We start from the raw sequence: 16,426 nt of genomic DNA on the forward strand, positions 1-16,426 counted from the left end.
TGAGTTATTTGAAGCACGTAAAGAGTTCGTGGATGCTGAGTTTAATGAGATAGTTACTCAATATCGTTTATTAAACGCCACTGGCCAATTATTGGATTCGCTAAGAGTGACTCGACCTGCTGTTTGGCAAGGTGAAAATCAATACGCAGGAGGCGTTGAGTAATGAAATTATTAAGTGTTTTTTTGGTGAGTTTCCTGTTGTTAGGTTGTGAAACAATAGCGGACATACAAGCTAAAGCCGCAGCGCCATCGACGCCAACAGAAACCGTGTTAATGCCAGAACAAGTATTGCAAGTTAATGATTTAAGTGATGATGACGCCGATGGGGTGATTACTTACCGCGAGCAGTGTTTAAATTCAGTTCTGGGTTCACAAGTGAATAATGTTGGCTGTGGTGGGGATACGGTTAATAAAGTGAGGCAGGCATTAAACGTTAATTTTGGTAATAATTCAGCGGTCATCTCAGCGCGTTACTTTGCCGATATTGAAGCCCTGTCTGATTTTATGCAGCGCTATCCAGATTTAGATGTAGTCATTGAAGGGCACTCGAGTCGACAAGGTAGTGCGGAATTAAACATGGATCTATCTCAGCGCAGAGCGCAAGCGGTGATGGATCTGTTGATTAATAAGTTTGGCATCACAACCTCACGGGTATCTGCTATTGGCTATGGCTTTGAGCGCTTACTTGATGAAGGTAATAGCAAGTCAGCGCATAAACGTAATCGCCGTATTGTCGCAGAATTAAGTGGTGATAATTTAGTTAAAGATATGAAATGGACGATTTACAGTGTTGATAAAAAACGTTAATCATCGTTATTATTAATCTTGTTATCGATAGGATGGTTGCTATCCGATTAGTAAAATTCACTGTTGTATTTATATCAGTGTTGGTCTTTGGTTTACTCGCCAAATCAGCACCGCAACTTAATGATGAAAAAGTTGTTGCGGCGCTTGATGCACATTATGGTCAACGTGCTGCGCAGCGAGGTCGAACTTGGTTAACTATCATGGCCAATGTCGGCGACGCTACAACAGCCGAAAAGCTAGAGCAGATAAATGGTTTTTTTAACCAATTACGGTTTATTGATGACAGTAAACTTTGGGGAGTTGAAAACTATTGGGCTACACCGATAGAGTTTATTGGGGTTAATGGTGGTGACTGTGAAGATTTTGCTATTGCTAAATATTTCAGTTTATTAGAGCTGGGTATCGATGATGACAAAATGAGACTCACTATGGTTAAGTCGTTATCGCTGAATCAATACCACATGGTGGTCGCTTATTATCCAACGCCAGGGGCTGTGCCGCTGATTTTGGATAATATTGATGGAGAGATAAAACCTGCTGATCAACGTGATGATTTGCTGCCAGTATATAGTTTTAACGGTAAGCAGTTGTGGCTAAACAAAGAAAAAGGCCAAGGTGTTTTGGCTGGTAAATCACAACGTCTAAAGCGTTGGAGCAATTTAAATCAGCGTATGGGCTTGTCAAATCTTAAGCAAGCAAAGCTGAGTTTGGAGTAATGGAATGACCTTATTTAAACAGATCTACTCGTTGTTATTTGGCCTCTTTGTATTGGTGATGACAAGTTTGGCCTATTTTCAGTTTACTGAAACGCGTAACTTTATGGCCAATCAAATGGAGTCAGAGTTAAATAATGCCAGTACCTCGTTGAGTTTGATGTTGAAACCACATTTACAGACCGGAGATATGGTCGCCGCTGAAACCTTAGTCAATGTGATCTTTGAAGGTGGCTTTTACCGTAAAGTGAGTTTGACTTGGCTCGTCGATCAACAGGTACAAGAGTGGGAAAATCCGGTCGTCGTGGATGGTGTTCCGCAATGGTTTATTGATTTGGACTTATTCAGTAGCCAAAGTAGTGAAAGTGTCATTACGTCTGGGTGGTTACAGCTCGCTAATTTGAAGATTGAAGCGCATCCTGGTTTAGGCTATCAAGAATTATGGCGAGTGATGAACAATACGTTATTGGTGATATCAGTATTGTTTTTATTATCTATCGTAGTGCTGCATTTTAGGTTGAAGAAACTGTTAACGCCGTTGAATGACATTGCTAATCATGCCAGCGAGATCGCACAGCGGGTATTTAACCCAGATATGGCACTGCCAAAAACGGCAGAATTAAAAATGGTCGTTGAATCGATTAACTCGATGTCAGGTCAACTCAAGCAAGTGTTTAATACTTTGGATAATGAAGTCGATAGCTTACGTCGTGATAATTTGATTGATAGCGTGTCTAATTTACCAAATCGTCAGTATCTTACAGGGCAGCTGAATAGCTGGTTAACCGACCCTGGTTATGGCGGCTTATTATTAGTGAAGATGGATTGGCTGGATGAGATCTACAGTAAATATGGCTATCAAGTTCGTGATGAAACTATCCGAGTATTAGCGTTACGGATGCAAGAGCTGTTACCCCCAATAGCTGAAAGTGTGATAGCTCGTGTTGCGAATGCTGAGTTTGCGTTACTGATCACCAAAGGTGAGCGTCAAGACATCAATTTGTATTTACAATCATTGATCCGTTTGATTAATCAAGAAATGTCGAAAGCAGGTTGTGTACCAAACCGTGGTTTTGCAATTGGCGTGGCAGAGCGTACCGATGATATGCAAGCTAGCGAATTGTTATCGCAGGCCGATAACGCTTTGCAGCACGCAGCGGCGAATAATAAAGCCAGTAGTTGGTTTGATAGTCAGAACCAACAAGAATTTAACCGTGAACAGTGGCGTAGTCGTTTAGTCGCCGCGATTAATCAAAACCAGTTTGTCTTTCAATGGCAGTCAGTATTGGATTGTGAGAATAATGGGGTATTACAGCGTGAATTATATTGCCGATTAAACATTGATGGTAAACAAGTACGAGCGGCTCAGTTTATGCCGTATATTGAATTATTATCTTTGGGTAGTCAGCTAGATCGTTGCCTATTAGCATCGCTTGTGGACCAAGATCTTTTAACGCTTAACTGCGAACCGGTTGCGGTGAATTTGACTTATGATAGTTTACAAGACCCTGAATTTCATACTTGGTTAGCTGCGTTTTTACAGAAAACGGAATTATCAGAACGGATTTATTTTGAGATCCCTGAATTAGCGGCGAATAATAATTTAGCGCAATGTATAGACTTAGCTGAACTGATCCGTGCTGGCGGAGCGCAGCTTGGCATTGATCATTGTGGTCGCCAGATGGGGTCGTTAAGTTATTTACAGCAGTTAAAACCACATTATGTGAAACTGGATCAATCGTTGGCCTTTTACAGTAACAATCAACAGAATAATGAGTTATGTCGTGCCTTAGTTAATATTGCTAAAGGGCTTAATATTGAGGTGATTATGACTGCGATTGAAAATCAACAACAATTAGAGCAGATCCAGTCATTACGTACATCTGGCTACCAAGGTTATATTTCAGCGCCTCAAGATGTTGTTGATATAATTGATATCGAGGACGCCTGTTAACAAACTCGTTATTGATGATAATAAAAACGCCGGTACTATTTACAAGATCCGTTTGTAAGATCCATTTACAAGATCTATCTATAAGGTTCAAGCATAATATTCCGGCGTTTTATTAACGATTGTTATTTAAACATGATTAGATGTTCAAGATTGATTTTTTCTTCATGCTATATTCTTGTTCGGTAATAATACCTTCTTTGTACAGCTTGTTTAGCTCTCGAATAGATTCAAAGCTTTTAATTAATTGTGCTTCTTCTTCGGCTTTTTCGTCGTTTATTACTTTTGCTGTTTCTTCTGTCAGCGTAATGTTGTCGATGCTTGCGTATTCACCAACAGTAAAACCGGTTTCATTTTTTAGTGAAGTATAACCATTACCTTCATAAACAGTTTCAATGTCGTTACCGTCAAAGCGAACATAGTAATGGATAAGATCGTTGTTGCCGCTTGATATGAATTTGTATACCGCTTTGCCTGGAATGCCTACTTCAGCTACCCAAGCGTGCCACTTGATACCACCACCAAGACCTGCGAGCGATGGTTGTGAGCGATAAAACTTCATTGGTTCACTAATTACATACTCAGCAACTTCAGGGTTATTTAACTCTTCAGCAAAATAATCTTTAATGGTTTGTTGGTAAGCTTGTGGTGCAGGACCAAATTCCGTGTCTGCATTTAGCTTTTCGATATTACCTGCACAGCCTGAAGCTAATACGGGTAAAGCGATAACCAATAATAATTTACGCATTTTTTGGCTGATAATATTCATAACTATTCCCTGATGTCGAACAAATTGTATGGTTTACGTTGTCTATTTAGTGCAATGTAAACAGATAGTTTATTGTGCTTCACCATACAGGAATGAGATTAGTTTTCAAATTTAAATCTATCGTCCGGTGGCATACAGTTACAATTCAAATAATACATCGGAGCGGATGATGTACTTTACACCTTGATAGATAGGTTCTGAACTGTGAATGCAGTGCAAGGGGTGCATGCCATGAGGGAAGCAAAGTACACTGCCAGCTGGTGTGCGTATATCGACTTCTGCGACTTGATCTCCGCGGCGTGCTGGTTGACTTGAGTCATTGGCATTGACTAAAAACCGAGTTGCACCGCCTTCAAAATCGTCAGTGAGTAATATCAGGAATGTCATTTGGCTAAAACGATCGCCATAGGCATCGGCAATTAATTCATTGTTAATCACTCGGCTACCCGGCCAAGAACCATCTGAATGTGGTTTAAAGTAATCGCCTTTACTATAACGGTAAAACCGAAAACGAGCGTTAATGCCTAAGGCGAGTTTATTCGCAAAAACCCCCTCATCATCGGTCATTAAATGCTTAACTCTATCCCAAATGATACGATCAGTTTGTTCATCGACGACCCAAGTTAGACTGTCGTTATGACGCACTTCTCGGGGTAAAGAAACGGCGGCGTCGGCTAAGTAGCCCATTGATTCACTGACTTGAATAAGCCGTTGGCATTCTTCTGGTGAGAATACATTCAGCAGCTGAAAAGCGCCGGGTACTTGTGGTATGGCTTTTTTTGACATGTCATTGCTGGTAAGCGCTGATAAACCCGCTAAATTTTCCTTGTTGTTCGCCCATGTCGGTAGGGCTGGGTGCTCGGCGCCGGGTTCATAGGCGGCAACAAAAAAGTCAGCGTTGATAGAATTTGTCTTTGTTGATTTAGTATTCATTAAATCAATCCTTCTCTTAAAGTATGGATAGGCGTGGTTAAATAGGGACGGGGGGTTATTTACTGATAACGCGTACTTGTGCAAATTGACGATGACCAGCAGCTGAACCGTGGAAGCCAAAGCCACTTTGTTTGGCGCCCACCCAAGGGGCATTACCACCCCCAACACCTTGGTTTATACCTACCATGCCTGCTTCAAGTTGTTCTGCAACTGCATTCGCGCCTTGGCCACCAAAAACTACTGCACCCAGTCCATAAGGACTATCATTAGCGCGCGTGATCGCCTCGCCAATCTCTTTAAAGGGACTGATGGCTACGACGGGGCCAAATGTTTCATCTTGCTCTAGACGCATATCCGGCGTAATGCCTGTTACTACGGTTGGTTGGATGAAAGGTTGTGGATAAGTATCACTACCGAGTAATAGCTGCGCGCCTTTTGCTGTGGCATCTTGCAATTGCTCTAATACCTTTTGGTGTTGCACTGGATTAACCAGAGGACCAATATTGACGTGTGGTTTATCCCAAGCTCCGACCTGATATTGACGTGCGAGCGCCACCACTTTATGCTCAAATTCTTTAGCAATACGGGCATCAACATAAACTCGTTCGGTAGATGTACACATTTGCCCAGCATTTTCAAAAGCGCTGGCAACCGCAAATTGCACGGCAGCATCAATGTCTGCGCTGGCCATGACGATCATCGGGTCGTTACCGCCTAGCTCCATCACCAGACGTTTTAACTTGGGCGCGGCATTCGCCATAATATCTTTACCCGCCGACATCGAACCGGTAAAAGCAACCATATTAATATTGCTAGCAACAAGTGCTCGACCAGTTTGTTTATCGCCATGGGCTAGTTGTAATACACCCTCCGGTAATATTTGATTTAGGCTATTAACAAATAAGTCGGCGACTAATGGCGTTTCTTCCGATGGTTTTAAAATAACACTGTTGCCGGCAAGCAAGGCTGGCATTAACAAATTATTCGCCATCGCTAATGGATAATTCCAAGGAGAAATAACGGCGACAATACCCAGTGGTCGATATTGTAGCTCGGTGCCGTGTTCAAGTTGCTCAGATGTAAGTGCTTGCGCAATTTCGTTGGCAAAATAAGCGGCACTTTGAATGGTACCACCTGCTTCGTAGGTTGCACGTCGGTAGTCTTTTCCCATTTCTTTACTAATCAGTATCGCCAGTTGATTTTGCACTGGTTCTAGTCGTTGATAGGCTTGGGTGACAAGTTGTTGGCGCTCAGTTAATGATAACGCTGCCCATATTGTTTGCGCTTTTTTTGAGTCATTAATTAATGCAGGGATTTGTTCAGCTGTGGTTATTTCCACTGTGGCTAAAGCGTTGCGAGTATGAGCATCGTAAGAAGTTAACGTCGGCATAGGTAGTATCTCCTGAATAAATATAACAATTTAATGAGTGCGTTTAGGTTATATTTTGATACTCTGGGATATAAAAGCAACCAGTATACTTTTAGTAACCTAGTGGTGAGTAATGAAAACAACAGTAGAAACAATGGCTAATGGCCATAAAAAAGTTATCAACCCGTGTGAAGAACCTTGTTCTGTTGAGCGTGGAATGCGAATGTTGGGTGGGAAGTGGAAAGCATCCATACTGTGGCACCTACAAGATGGCCCTGTACGTTTTAATGATTTATCCCGCATGCTCGGTGGCGCAAGTAAGAAGATGGTTGATCAACGTTTAAAAGAATTAGAAAGCCAAGGTTTGGTTATACGAGAAGTTATCTGTGACAGGCCGATTGCGGTGACTTATGAAATTACCGAGTTTGGTCGTACTGCGCTGGATATTTTAAACCGCTTAAAAGATTGGTCGGAAGCGCATGGCATATAAATTTTTATTATTCACTGTGTAAGTGCTTAAATGAGCGTCTCTGATCCTTAGTTATACAATCAACTTTAGGACTTTATCTAAATACTGTAATGTTATATTATAACATTTAGTCGAATTTGCTATTTATAACCGTTTAGAGAATTTAAAATGAAGCTTAGTGTAAGACCAACAGGTAATTATTTTTATCTATTCAGGAAGCTAGCGCTAATTTTGCTGGCTTTTACCAGTATCAGTAGTTACGGACACCCACACTCATGGGTAGATATGAAAACCGAGATCCAAGGGGACGGTGAGCATATCACTGGTTTTTTGATGACTTGGGAGTTTGATGCCATGACTTCCGCATATATGTTAGACGGTGAAGATTTATCTGTTGAGAATAAAGCGCAGACATTACAAGATCTTGCTGATTCGATTATGCAGAATATGACAACCAATCATTACCTTACCTATTTTTATGAAGCGGGTATACCAGTTAAATATGCATTAGCTGAAAATGGCACGCTCACGCAAAATAAAATGAAGGCAAGATTAGCGTTTTATTTACCACTAGCAAAACCCTTAACCTTGTCGGACAAGAATCTTAAATTGCTCATTTATGATCCAAGCTATTATGTTGATATGAGTTGGCCTGCAAAAAGTGCCATTCAGCTATCGCCGCAATTGGCGCAATACTGTAAGTTATCGATTATTGATGCCACACCGACATCAGAACAACTTGCGTATGTGATGACATTACCTGTCGATGTTGCTAGAGATGATGCTCTTGGGGAGCTATTTACTCAAACTGCGACAATTAATTGCAACCTTAGCAGATATGAATACAAGGATAAATAATGACATCGTTACTCTCAAATAATCGCAAGGCTAAGGATAATGTGATTAAACCGCATTTTGTTACGAAATTTCACTTAATAATTGTAATCGTTAGTATGGTTATTCTGGGTTACGGTCTTTGGATTATCTGGCCAACCTTAATTACGACAGGCATGCAGTGGCAAAAGCAGATTAACAGCGAGCTAAGTGAACTATTATATGCCGCTAAAAATGAAGGCTTAATAGCTGGTATGTCACTCATGTTAATGAGTTTTATGTATGGTATTTTACATTCTGTAGGCCCTGGTCATGGTAAGTTGATCGTAACAACTTATATCGCCACGCAAGATGCTAAAGTGAAGTTAAGCTTGATTATTACGCTGGTATCTTCACTTATGCAGGCCTTGGTTGCGGTGGGTGTTGTTTCGGTATTATTAATGCTGTTTGATGCATCGATGCGAGAAATTAATCATAAAGCTGAGCTACTTATTCCGTTAAGTTTTTATATGATCATTTTATTAGGTGCTGTCATTATTTGGCGTAATTTAGTTTCGATCTATCGTGCGATTAAAGACAATAAAAAGTCATTAAACAGTGAGCATAATATAGTTATTCAACGCTTAACGCCGATTTCGACGCCATTATCGAGTGTCAACCAAGCACCATTCACGCCTTCGCCTTTAACTGGTCATGTCCATGATGGTAACTGTGGCTGTGGCCATCAGCATGTAGTGTCGTCAGAAAAAATTAACGATGCTTCATCATTCAAGGAGTATTTAGCTATTATCCTGAGTATTGGTATTCGTCCTTGTACCGGCGCTATCATGGTATTGTTATTTGCCAATATGCTTGATATTTATTGGCTTGGTATCGTTAGTGCTGTGGTTATGGCCTTAGGTACTGCACTTACAACATCGACTATTGCGATTATGACGATCACTGGTAAGCAGGCTGTAAGACGTTATTTGGACGCAGGAAAACAGCATCATGTGGAAAATAATCAAGTGAGTATCACCAAATTCATTGTACCGATTGTTGGTGGTTTGGTATTAATATTACTTGGGTTATTATTACTTGAATCTCGACCTGTTGGTATGTCCCCGATGTTATAAGCAATGATTAAAAAAGCCCAAAAATCTTGAGCTACTACGTATCACAACGGTCAGTAGCAACCATGTTTTCGGGCTTTTTTGTGTCTGAGTGTTATTACTTTAATGCGTCGACTATGGTGTCTACGTTATATTGCATCATCGCTAGGTAAGTTGCTGCGGATTGGTCGGTAGAAGATAACGCATCAGAGTATAGCTTGCCGCCGATTTTAGCGTCCGTTTCACGGCTAATTTGTTCTATCAGCCGATTATCAGTGATATTTTCCATAAACACAGCGTTGACATTATCATGACGTATTTGTTTAATTAACCTGGCTACATCAGCGGCACTGGCTTCTGAACCTGTACTTGTTCCTTGCGGTGCTAAGAAGGTGACATTAAAATCTCGCGCGAAGTAACCAAACGCATCATGCGGTGTGATCACCTTGCGTTGAGCTTCTGGTATTGTCGCCAGTTGAGCGCCTAATTTTACTGCTAACTGCTCTAGCTCCTGAATATAGTCAGTGGCATTTTGTTGATAATCAAGGCGGTTTTCTGGGTCAACTTTAATCAATCCTTGTGTTATGTTGTTTACGTATATTTTTACGTTTTTAATACTGTGCCAAGCGTGCGGATCTATATCTCCGTGATCATGGTGGGCGTGGTCATGATGTTCATGTTCGTCGCTATGTTGCTCGTGATCATGGTCATGGTGTTCATGCTTGCTGCCACCTTGTTTTGTTTTAAGTTCATCGATGCCATTCGCAGCGATAACTTGCACACCTTGGTAGTTAGCCGCTTCAAGTAAACGTGGCATCCAACCTTCAAACTGTAATCCATTCATCACTACTAATTGTGCAGAAGAGATAGCTTTGGCATCTTGAGGTGTGGGGCTAAATACATGCGCATCACCATTAACTTTAACTAAATTGGTTACCGATACGTGTTGCTGGCCTATCTCTGAAACAAGATCGCCAAGAATCGAAAAGCTACTGATGACAACTAGCTTTTGTTCTGCCATTACTGTTGAACTGGTGGTTAAACCAAGCACGATCATGGAAGTAGTGAGCGTTGTTTTAAACATATTATTGTCCTTTGTAAGCGCCTTGATTGTAATTAAGGCCTAAATTTTGTTTTAAGAATTAAATGCTGCTTGTTAAGCATTAAGGCTAATTACGATTTTTAAACAGTAATCCGCCTTGGCGGCCAAATATTAATGAGGTGATGTAAAGTAATCCGAGTACTAATACAATCGCGGGACTGGTGGCTAAGCTAGCGTGATAGGAAAGAAATAGCCCAAAGTAACCACTGAGTACGGCACTGAGAAAGGCAACGACTAACATGCCACCTAAACGGTTGGACCAAAATCGAGCGATTGCTGCGGGTAAGATCATTAAACCGACCGCCATCAAGGTGCCTAACGCATGAAAACCGGCCACGAGGTTGAGAACAACCAGCAATAAAAAACCATAGTGAGCAACAGCACTGAGTTTGCTGACGGTTCTAAAGAAATGCGGATCAACACATTCCATTACTAAAGGTCGATAGAGTAATGTCAACGCTAAGGTTGAAACGCTGGCTATGATGGTGAGTAATATTAATGCATCGTCATTAAGTGCTAATGTGGACCCAAATAGTACATGCAACAAATCGACATTACTGCCATTAGTCGAAATGATGAGTACGCCTACGGCCAGGGACAGTAAGTAGAACGCCGCTAAGCTTGAATCTTCTTCAGCGTTTGAATGTCGAGCCACGATGCCAGCTAATATCGCCACGATACAACCGGCGACAATACCGCCAATTGTCATCGCGGTGACTGATAAACCAGAGATAAGAAAGCCAATAGCGGCGCCGGGTAAAATGGCATGTGCCATCGCATCACCGGTTAGACTCATTCGCCTTAGTGTTAAGAATACGCCGACTGGCGTAGCACTAATACTCAGCACGAGAATGCCCCATAAAGCACGTTGCATAAATACAAAGTCAGCAAAAGGCGCGATAAATAATTCGTATAATTGTGCACTCATGATGCGAGGTTCTTTTTGTTAGTTGCAGTCGACGTTACTGTTCTTTCGTTACTGCGGTTGCTTGCGGTATTGTGAGCCGGGTTATTAAAGGTGTTATGGACAGCGCAATGAGCAAAGTGTTGATAGCCTGCTTGTAGCAGATATGGTTGAGCTAATACATCAGTGGTTTTACCTGCAGCAATTAAGCTGGTAGCAACAAGTAGGGTGGTTGGAAAGTAGCGTTGAACTAAGGCAAGATCGTGGATCACGGCAATAACGGTGTTCCCCTGTTGCTGGCATTCTTGAATTACGCCCATTAATAATTCAGTTGTCTGCGCATCAATACCACTAAACGGTTCGTCAAGTAAGAGAATATCGGCGTTTTGTAATAACATACGCGCAAAGAGCATGCGCTGAAATTGCCCTCCAGATAACTGACTAATTTGGCGTTCCGCCATGTCCTCGAGGTTTACTTTTGCGAGTGCCTGTTGTAACAACTTTTGTTCGGTACGATTAAATACCCGCCAAAAACTGGTACGTTGCCAAGCGCCAGCAGATACAAATTCAGTAACCGTGATCGGAAAAGAATGATCTATTTGCATGCTTTGCGGCAAGTAAGCAATATCTTTTAAACTTAAATCACCGAGGTCGATATAACCTGAATGTGCGGTAATCTGTTGCATGATACTTTTTAATAAGGTTGATTTACCGGCGCCATTTGGACCGACAATCGCGATTAGTTCACCATCATTTATCGTTGTTGATATATCACTAAGCGCGACATTTTGTTGATAGCTAACACTTAAGTTATTAATTTTAATCATTATCGATTACCCAATAAGGTATGGCAATGTAACCCAAAGTGCGCCTGTGATGGCAAGGGAAATTCCGGATCGTGTAAATACACTGGTTAATAATAAGGACGTAGATATGGATGATTGAGTGTGCGGCATGTTATTTTTCTTTATTGTTGGTTATATCGCTGTAAGTTTGGAGATGTTATAACATAACAATAACTGGTGCAAGGTTAATGTTATAACATAACAATATTCTTGGTCATCATGGTGATAAATACGACAAAACTACAGTCGCTAAATACATGGGACTTTGTCGTGTTATCGTCGCTAAGTTATGAGCTGGCTTGCTTAACTCTTGGCGTATTGAATTCTCATTCCGTAACTTAAGTCGGTCGTTTACTCGCTGGGCTGTTTTTACGGTTTAATTTAGATTCGTAATCTAAACTTCGAGGTATGTCGCGCTTTATATGTGTATTTTAGCCTTGGCGATCTGCAAATGATGAACGTCTTACGTCGGATTTAGCTCTAACTTGCCCTGCCTGATGTCAGCAGGGGGCTAACTAGTAGGTATCTAATTATCAATATTTGTATTGTGATTTATTATTGTAATTAGTAATATAAAAACCGTTATTTATAACTTGAAGGTATTAAAAAAAGTTATGTTACTAAGTCATCGCCATGTTATCGGTCTCGCCTGTATTTTCAGTTTGTCTCCAAGTCTTGTCTACGCTGAAAGTACCGCTGATATTGATAATTCAGCAACGTCCTCAGAGGTATCTATTGAAGACGAGAGTCAGACTGAACGTACTGTGGTGACCTCGATAGAACCACCTGTATTACCAGTTAATAATTGGGGCGTAGCGATAGGTATGCGCCGTGCTGATATACCTTTCGCAGTATCAGATTTAAGTGAAGATACTGCTGTGTATGATATTTTGCCACTTATCCGCTTTGAAAATGACTATGGTTTTATTAATGGCTTAGAAGGTGGTGTGCATTTATGGAAAAATGCGGATCATCAAGTGAATGTGTACAGCCGGTTTCGATTTAATGACATTCCCCAAGAATTTCAGAATAAAGTAAAAGGCCAGTCTTTTGATTTTGGCTTACAGTATCGTTATTTCGATGGTCCATGGGAAACTGATATTGCAGTATTATCAGATGGCTACAAGCGTACTTATGGTTATACGCGAGCGCAATATCGCTGGCAAGATGGCCGGTGGTCGTTGATCCCCTTTGCGGAACTAAAGTGGAAAAGTGCTGATTTTAATGATTATTACTATGGATTTGAGCTTGAAAAGGCTGGTGGTGGTGTGTCTGCGACAGGTGGTATTAAAGGTGCCTATCATGTCGCCAGTAATCTGCATTTAATTGGCGAACTTGGTGTGACACGTTTGGAAGATGATGTGTATGATTTAGCGACTGTGGAGAAGCACTATCAATTGGAGTCTTTTCTTGGTATCGCTTTTTATCCCGATCCAAACAAACCATTTGTTATCTCGGCTATAAAAGACAAAAATGATGAATACCTACGTGTAGCGCATGGCTGGGCTACGCCGTCTAATATCGGCGATATTTTAAAGTTCCAAACCGAACGTGATAGTGAAAATAACCAAATGAGTTCGATATTCTATGGTACTCAGGTTGCTGATAGTTTATTAACGATGCCGATTGATATTTACTTTACTCCGGGACTGGTATGGCATTATAGCTCTGATGTGCAGAAAGATATTGCTGAAGCAGTATTAGCGATCAAAGCGTTTTATACGTTTGAGTTGGGTCCGCGCTGGCGTTTGGGTGTTGCTGAAGGTTTATCATATGTATCCAATATTACTTATATCGAAGGGTTTGAGTTAACTGGTGAAGACAGTAAACGAGGTTATGAAAACTCATCAAAATTACTTAACTATATTGATGTTTCTTTGGATGTGAATGTAGGTGATATATTTAATAATAAAGCGTTAGCAAAGACTTGGTTTGGTTATAGCATTCACCACCGTTCGGGTATCTTCGAGAGTAGCTCGGTGTTTGGCCGTATTAAAGGCGGCAGTAATTATCAAACGGTTTATCTACAGTGGCATTTCTAGCCAGCTAAGGTTGTTGGTAGTAAATAAGTTGGTAGATAACTGATCTCATTAACCGGTGTGATTAGCTCTACTCACTGCTCGATTTATTGTGTTTGTGTGCAGCGGCCAAGTTACTGACGGTATTTTTATCTTGGTTACTGTGCGCTTCTGTTGACCAAGCATCATTGAGATTATCGTAATAAGTTAACGCATCTAACCCTAATAACTTTTTCAGAATACGACGTTCAGTCAGACTGCGATTAATAAACTCCGGTTCTTGTTCGTGTTTACGTTTTGCTTCTTCATGTAATACCGCTTCATCATGACGACGAAATACTTGGCCTGCACGATGCGCTTGGTTTGCACGCATCCCTAAGGCTTTTAATGTTTCCACGCCTAAGCTTATGCCAGAGTCGAGAGATTCTCGAAATACATGATCTGCACCGAGACGGATTAATTGTTGCGCGTGGTTACGATCGGTCGCGCGTGCTAATACTGTTAAGTGTGGAAAATGCTTTTTAACTTTAATTAAAATACGCTTGGTTCTACTGGCACTTTCAACCGCAATAATAAACAGTTTGGCGTTATCAGCCCCCGCAGAATGTAATAAATTGAGCTGTTCGGCATCACCATAAAATACCTTGTATTTGAACTGCTGTAATAATTCTATCTGGCCAACGTCATTTTCCAAGATGGTGGTATTAATATGGTAACCATGCAGCAGTCGGCCAACAACCTGTCCAAAACCACCAAAACCCGCGATGATGACTGCACTGTCGGTATCATCGGGAATTTGATGTTCAGGTGTGGCCTCGCTCTCGGCGGCTGGAATTTTACGTTTGAATGTGGGGGCGATTATTTTATCGTAAATAATCAATAACAATGGGGTAAATACCATAGATAAAGTCACCACCAGTACCAGCAAACTGGCTATTTCATTATCAAGTACTTGGCGTTGTAGTGCAAATGAGGTAAGTACAAAAGCAAATTCACCACCTTGTGCCAGCGCACATGAAAATAACCAATTTTGACTACGCTGGATCTTGAATACAATCCCAGTGATAAATAGCACGATAAATTTAACCGCAATAAGCCCAGTGACAAGTAGTGCGACTAACATCGGCTGATCAAGTAACAGGGTAAAGTCAATGCTAGCCCCGACTGAGATAAAGAAAATACCGAGTAAGAGGCTTTTAAACGGTTCTATATCACTTTCAAGTTCGTGGCGATATTCACTGTCAGCCAATACCACGCCTGCTAAGAATGTTCCAAGGGCGGCAGATAACCCCACGGCTTCCATTGCTAATGCAATACCGACAACCAATGCGAGTGCGGTAGCAATAAAAATTTCACGTGAGCGTGAGCCAGCAATAATACGTAATAGCGGCACCACCAGAAAGTGACCACCGATGATGATTCCGGCAATTACACCGGCGATCATTAATGCGCTAAGCCAGCCTGATGTTGTCGACTCCACGATAGCTGTATCCTGAATGACTAACAGAGGCAGTATCGAGAGGATCGGGATCACCGCAATATCTTGAAATAATAATACCGCAAAAGCATTTTTACCGGCTTCGGTTTTCATTAACTCCCGTTCTTGCAAATTCTGTAACACAATCGCGGTAGATGACAGTGCCACGATTAAGCCGATGGCGAGTGCTGTTTGCCAAGCCAGACCACAAGTCAGCAGGATGACAAAGATAGAGAACGTCGTTGCGCAAAGCTGTAAGCCACCCGTACCAAGAATAGGCATTTTTAATTGCCATAATAAGGCGGGTCTTAATTCTAAACCGACTAAGAATAACATCATGACGACACCGAACTCGGCAACATGCATGACGTCTTCTTGGTTTGATATCAAACTGAGCGCATAGGGACCGACAATCACGCCAGCAATCAAATAGCCCAGTACTGAGCCGAGTCCCAAGCGTTTTGCGATCGGTACTGCGACCACTCCCGCAGCAAGGTAGATAAAGATATTAAATAATACGCCGTGTTCCATGGTTAGTTGCTCTCCATTACTGCCATTGCAGCGTCATCACTTTGTTGTAACCTTAATAATAGCTGGCGGTATTCTTGAGTTTTCTGTGCAATTCGCGTGGTATCGTGGCGTTTATGAATATCATGAACGACAAATGGGGTGAGGTATTCTAAATTACACAGCTTACTCATTTGGCTAAAAGGCAATAAAAATTGGCTAATATCATGTTCATTGTAGCCAGTCGTAGAGTAAGAATTAGCACTGCCCCCCGTTGAGATTGCCAGCATGATTTTTTTACCAACCAGTTTATTGCCATATTCCCCATAAGCAAAACCATGTTCAAGTACCAGATCTTGCCACTCTTTTAATATGGCTGGACATGAATACCAATAGAGAGGGAATTGCAATACGATAATGTCGTGATTGAGCAATAAGGTTTGTTCATGCTTAATATCGATAAATGAATCAGGGTAGGTATCGTAAAGGTCGTGGCAAGTAATGCCTTCAATATTTTGAATTTCATTAAATAATGACTTATGCGCAATTGATTTTTGTAATGCAGGATGGGCAAATAAAACGAGAATTTTGTACATATTTTTTCAATCATCCTTTATTGAAATAGATCTTTATACTG

Annotated in this window: 15 protein-coding genes and 1 pseudogene; 8 read left to right on the forward strand and 8 right to left on the reverse strand. The window is 41.3% G+C overall.

What is annotated here, in order from left to right; genetic code table 11:
• The 4 genes and pseudogenes from QNK26_RS15715 to QNK26_RS15730 all read left to right on the forward strand — a co-directional run.
• Nucleotides 1-163: pseudogene (locus tag QNK26_RS15715) on the forward strand (channel protein TolC); the annotation flags it as partial.
• The gene (locus QNK26_RS15720; protein WP_319224813.1) at nucleotides 163-807 is read left to right on the forward strand and encodes an OmpA family protein; all 645 of its coding nucleotides are present in this window, start codon (nucleotides 163-165) and stop codon (nucleotides 805-807) included. The pseudogene QNK26_RS15715 and the gene QNK26_RS15720, both read left to right, overlap by 1 nt.
• Before the next feature lie 32 nt (nucleotides 808-839).
• Nucleotides 840-1,523: a transglutaminase-like cysteine peptidase gene (locus tag QNK26_RS15725; protein WP_319224814.1), complete on the forward strand. Its 684-nt coding sequence runs from the start codon at nucleotides 840-842 to the stop codon at nucleotides 1,521-1,523.
• 4 nt (nucleotides 1,524-1,527) lie between these two features.
• On the forward strand, nucleotides 1,528-3,474 hold the full coding sequence (locus QNK26_RS15730) for an EAL domain-containing protein (protein WP_319224815.1): 1,947 nt from the start codon (nucleotides 1,528-1,530) through the stop codon (nucleotides 3,472-3,474).
• Nucleotides 3,475-3,610: 136 nt separating this feature from the next.
• Here the strand turns inward: QNK26_RS15730 and QNK26_RS15735 are convergent, their stop codons facing one another.
• The 3 genes from QNK26_RS15735 to QNK26_RS15745 form a co-directional block, all read right to left on the reverse strand.
• Nucleotides 3,611-4,240 (reverse strand): SHOCT domain-containing protein, encoded by a 630-nt coding sequence (locus QNK26_RS15735; RefSeq protein WP_319224817.1) that lies wholly within the window; start codon nucleotides 4,238-4,240, stop codon nucleotides 3,611-3,613.
• Nucleotides 4,241-4,378: 138 nt separating this feature from the next.
• The gene (locus QNK26_RS15740; protein WP_319224819.1) at nucleotides 4,379-5,173 is read right to left on the reverse strand and encodes a 2OG-Fe(II) oxygenase; all 795 of its coding nucleotides are present in this window, start codon (nucleotides 5,171-5,173) and stop codon (nucleotides 4,379-4,381) included.
• Nucleotides 5,174-5,228: 55 nt separating this feature from the next.
• Nucleotides 5,229-6,563, reverse strand: coding sequence for an aldehyde dehydrogenase family protein (locus QNK26_RS15745; protein WP_319224820.1), 1,335 nt, complete (start codon nucleotides 6,561-6,563; stop codon nucleotides 5,229-5,231).
• A gap of 112 nt (nucleotides 6,564-6,675) precedes the next feature.
• Here QNK26_RS15745 and QNK26_RS15750 point away from each other — a divergent pair, with 112 nt between their 5' ends.
• The 3 genes from QNK26_RS15750 to QNK26_RS15760 all read left to right on the forward strand — a co-directional run bounded on the left by QNK26_RS15750 (nucleotide 6,676) and on the right by QNK26_RS15760 (nucleotide 8,960).
• A complete protein-coding gene (locus QNK26_RS15750) occupies nucleotides 6,676-7,032 on the forward strand; it encodes a helix-turn-helix domain-containing protein (protein ID WP_319224821.1) in 357 nt (118 codons plus the stop codon).
• A 147-nt stretch (nucleotides 7,033-7,179) separates the two neighbouring features.
• On the forward strand, nucleotides 7,180-7,869 hold the full coding sequence (locus QNK26_RS15755; protein ID WP_319224822.1) for a DUF1007 family protein: 690 nt from the start codon (nucleotides 7,180-7,182) through the stop codon (nucleotides 7,867-7,869).
• The gene (locus QNK26_RS15760) at nucleotides 7,869-8,960 is read left to right on the forward strand and encodes a nickel/cobalt transporter (RefSeq protein ID WP_319224823.1); all 1,092 of its coding nucleotides are present in this window, start codon (nucleotides 7,869-7,871) and stop codon (nucleotides 8,958-8,960) included. Before QNK26_RS15755 ends, QNK26_RS15760 begins: the two co-directional genes overlap by 1 nt.
• Nucleotides 8,961-9,054: 94 nt before the next feature.
• Here the strand turns inward: QNK26_RS15760 and QNK26_RS15765 are convergent, their stop codons facing one another.
• The 3 genes from QNK26_RS15765 to QNK26_RS15775 all read right to left on the reverse strand — a co-directional run bounded on the left by QNK26_RS15765 (nucleotide 9,055) and on the right by QNK26_RS15775 (nucleotide 11,769).
• Nucleotides 9,055-10,020 carry a metal ABC transporter solute-binding protein, Zn/Mn family gene (locus QNK26_RS15765; RefSeq protein ID WP_319224824.1) on the reverse strand — a complete coding sequence of 322 codons (966 nt, stop codon included), beginning with the start codon at nucleotides 10,018-10,020 and terminating at the stop codon, nucleotides 9,055-9,057.
• An 85-nt stretch (nucleotides 10,021-10,105) separates the two neighbouring features.
• The gene (locus tag QNK26_RS15770; protein WP_319224825.1) at nucleotides 10,106-10,966 is read right to left on the reverse strand and encodes a metal ABC transporter permease; all 861 of its coding nucleotides are present in this window, start codon (nucleotides 10,964-10,966) and stop codon (nucleotides 10,106-10,108) included.
• Nucleotides 10,963-11,769 (reverse strand): ABC transporter ATP-binding protein, encoded by an 807-nt coding sequence (locus QNK26_RS15775; RefSeq protein ID WP_319224827.1) that lies wholly within the window; start codon nucleotides 11,767-11,769, stop codon nucleotides 10,963-10,965. Before QNK26_RS15775 ends, QNK26_RS15770 begins: the two co-directional genes overlap by 4 nt.
• Nucleotides 11,770-12,401: 632 nt before the next feature.
• Between QNK26_RS15775 and QNK26_RS15780 the strand changes: the two genes are divergently transcribed.
• Nucleotides 12,402-13,829 carry a MipA/OmpV family protein gene (locus tag QNK26_RS15780; protein WP_319224828.1) on the forward strand — a complete coding sequence of 476 codons (1,428 nt, stop codon included), beginning with the start codon at nucleotides 12,402-12,404 and terminating at the stop codon, nucleotides 13,827-13,829.
• A gap of 67 nt (nucleotides 13,830-13,896) precedes the next feature.
• On the opposite strand, the gene QNK26_RS15785 is transcribed toward QNK26_RS15780, so the two are convergent.
• Both QNK26_RS15785 and QNK26_RS15790 read right to left on the reverse strand, forming a co-directional pair.
• On the reverse strand, nucleotides 13,897-15,813 hold the full coding sequence (locus tag QNK26_RS15785) for a monovalent cation:proton antiporter-2 (CPA2) family protein (RefSeq protein WP_319224829.1): 1,917 nt from the start codon (nucleotides 15,811-15,813) through the stop codon (nucleotides 13,897-13,899).
• A gap of 2 nt (nucleotides 15,814-15,815) precedes the next feature.
• A complete protein-coding gene (locus QNK26_RS15790; protein WP_319224830.1) occupies nucleotides 15,816-16,385 on the reverse strand; it encodes an NAD(P)H-dependent oxidoreductase in 570 nt (189 codons plus the stop codon).
• Nucleotides 16,386-16,426 lie beyond the last annotated feature (41 nt).

The sequence above is a fragment of the Moritella sp. genome (genome assembly GCF_033791185.1).
GTDB lineage: Bacteria > Pseudomonadota > Gammaproteobacteria > Enterobacterales > Moritellaceae > Moritella.

Excerpts from the sequence above, each read along its gene's own strand:
- QNK26_RS15720 (WP_319224813.1), top strand. The coding sequence starts at position 163 with ATGAAATTATTAAGTGTTTTTTTGGTGAGTTTCCTGTTGTTAGGTTGT.
- QNK26_RS15725 (WP_319224814.1), top strand. The coding sequence starts at position 840 with ATGGTTGCTATCCGATTAGTAAAATTCACTGTTGTATTTATATCAGTG.
- QNK26_RS15730 (WP_319224815.1), top strand. The coding sequence starts at position 1,528 with ATGACCTTATTTAAACAGATCTACTCGTTGTTATTTGGCCTCTTTGTA.
- QNK26_RS15735 (WP_319224817.1), bottom strand. The coding sequence starts at position 4,240 with ATGAATATTATCAGCCAAAAAATGCGTAAATTATTATTGGTTATCGCT.
- QNK26_RS15740 (WP_319224819.1), bottom strand. The coding sequence starts at position 5,173 with ATGAATACTAAATCAACAAAGACAAATTCTATCAACGCTGACTTTTTT.
- QNK26_RS15745 (WP_319224820.1), bottom strand. The coding sequence starts at position 6,563 with ATGCCGACGTTAACTTCTTACGATGCTCATACTCGCAACGCTTTAGCC.
- QNK26_RS15750 (WP_319224821.1), top strand. The coding sequence starts at position 6,676 with ATGAAAACAACAGTAGAAACAATGGCTAATGGCCATAAAAAAGTTATC.
- QNK26_RS15755 (WP_319224822.1), top strand. The coding sequence starts at position 7,180 with ATGAAGCTTAGTGTAAGACCAACAGGTAATTATTTTTATCTATTCAGG.
- QNK26_RS15760 (WP_319224823.1), top strand. The coding sequence starts at position 7,869 with ATGACATCGTTACTCTCAAATAATCGCAAGGCTAAGGATAATGTGATT.
- QNK26_RS15765 (WP_319224824.1), bottom strand. The coding sequence starts at position 10,020 with ATGTTTAAAACAACGCTCACTACTTCCATGATCGTGCTTGGTTTAACC.
- QNK26_RS15770 (WP_319224825.1), bottom strand. The coding sequence starts at position 10,966 with ATGAGTGCACAATTATACGAATTATTTATCGCGCCTTTTGCTGACTTT.
- QNK26_RS15775 (WP_319224827.1), bottom strand. The coding sequence starts at position 11,769 with ATGATTAAAATTAATAACTTAAGTGTTAGCTATCAACAAAATGTCGCG.
- QNK26_RS15780 (WP_319224828.1), top strand. The coding sequence starts at position 12,402 with ATGTTACTAAGTCATCGCCATGTTATCGGTCTCGCCTGTATTTTCAGT.
- QNK26_RS15785 (WP_319224829.1), bottom strand. The coding sequence starts at position 15,813 with ATGGAACACGGCGTATTATTTAATATCTTTATCTACCTTGCTGCGGGA.
- QNK26_RS15790 (WP_319224830.1), bottom strand. The coding sequence starts at position 16,385 with ATGTACAAAATTCTCGTTTTATTTGCCCATCCTGCATTACAAAAATCA.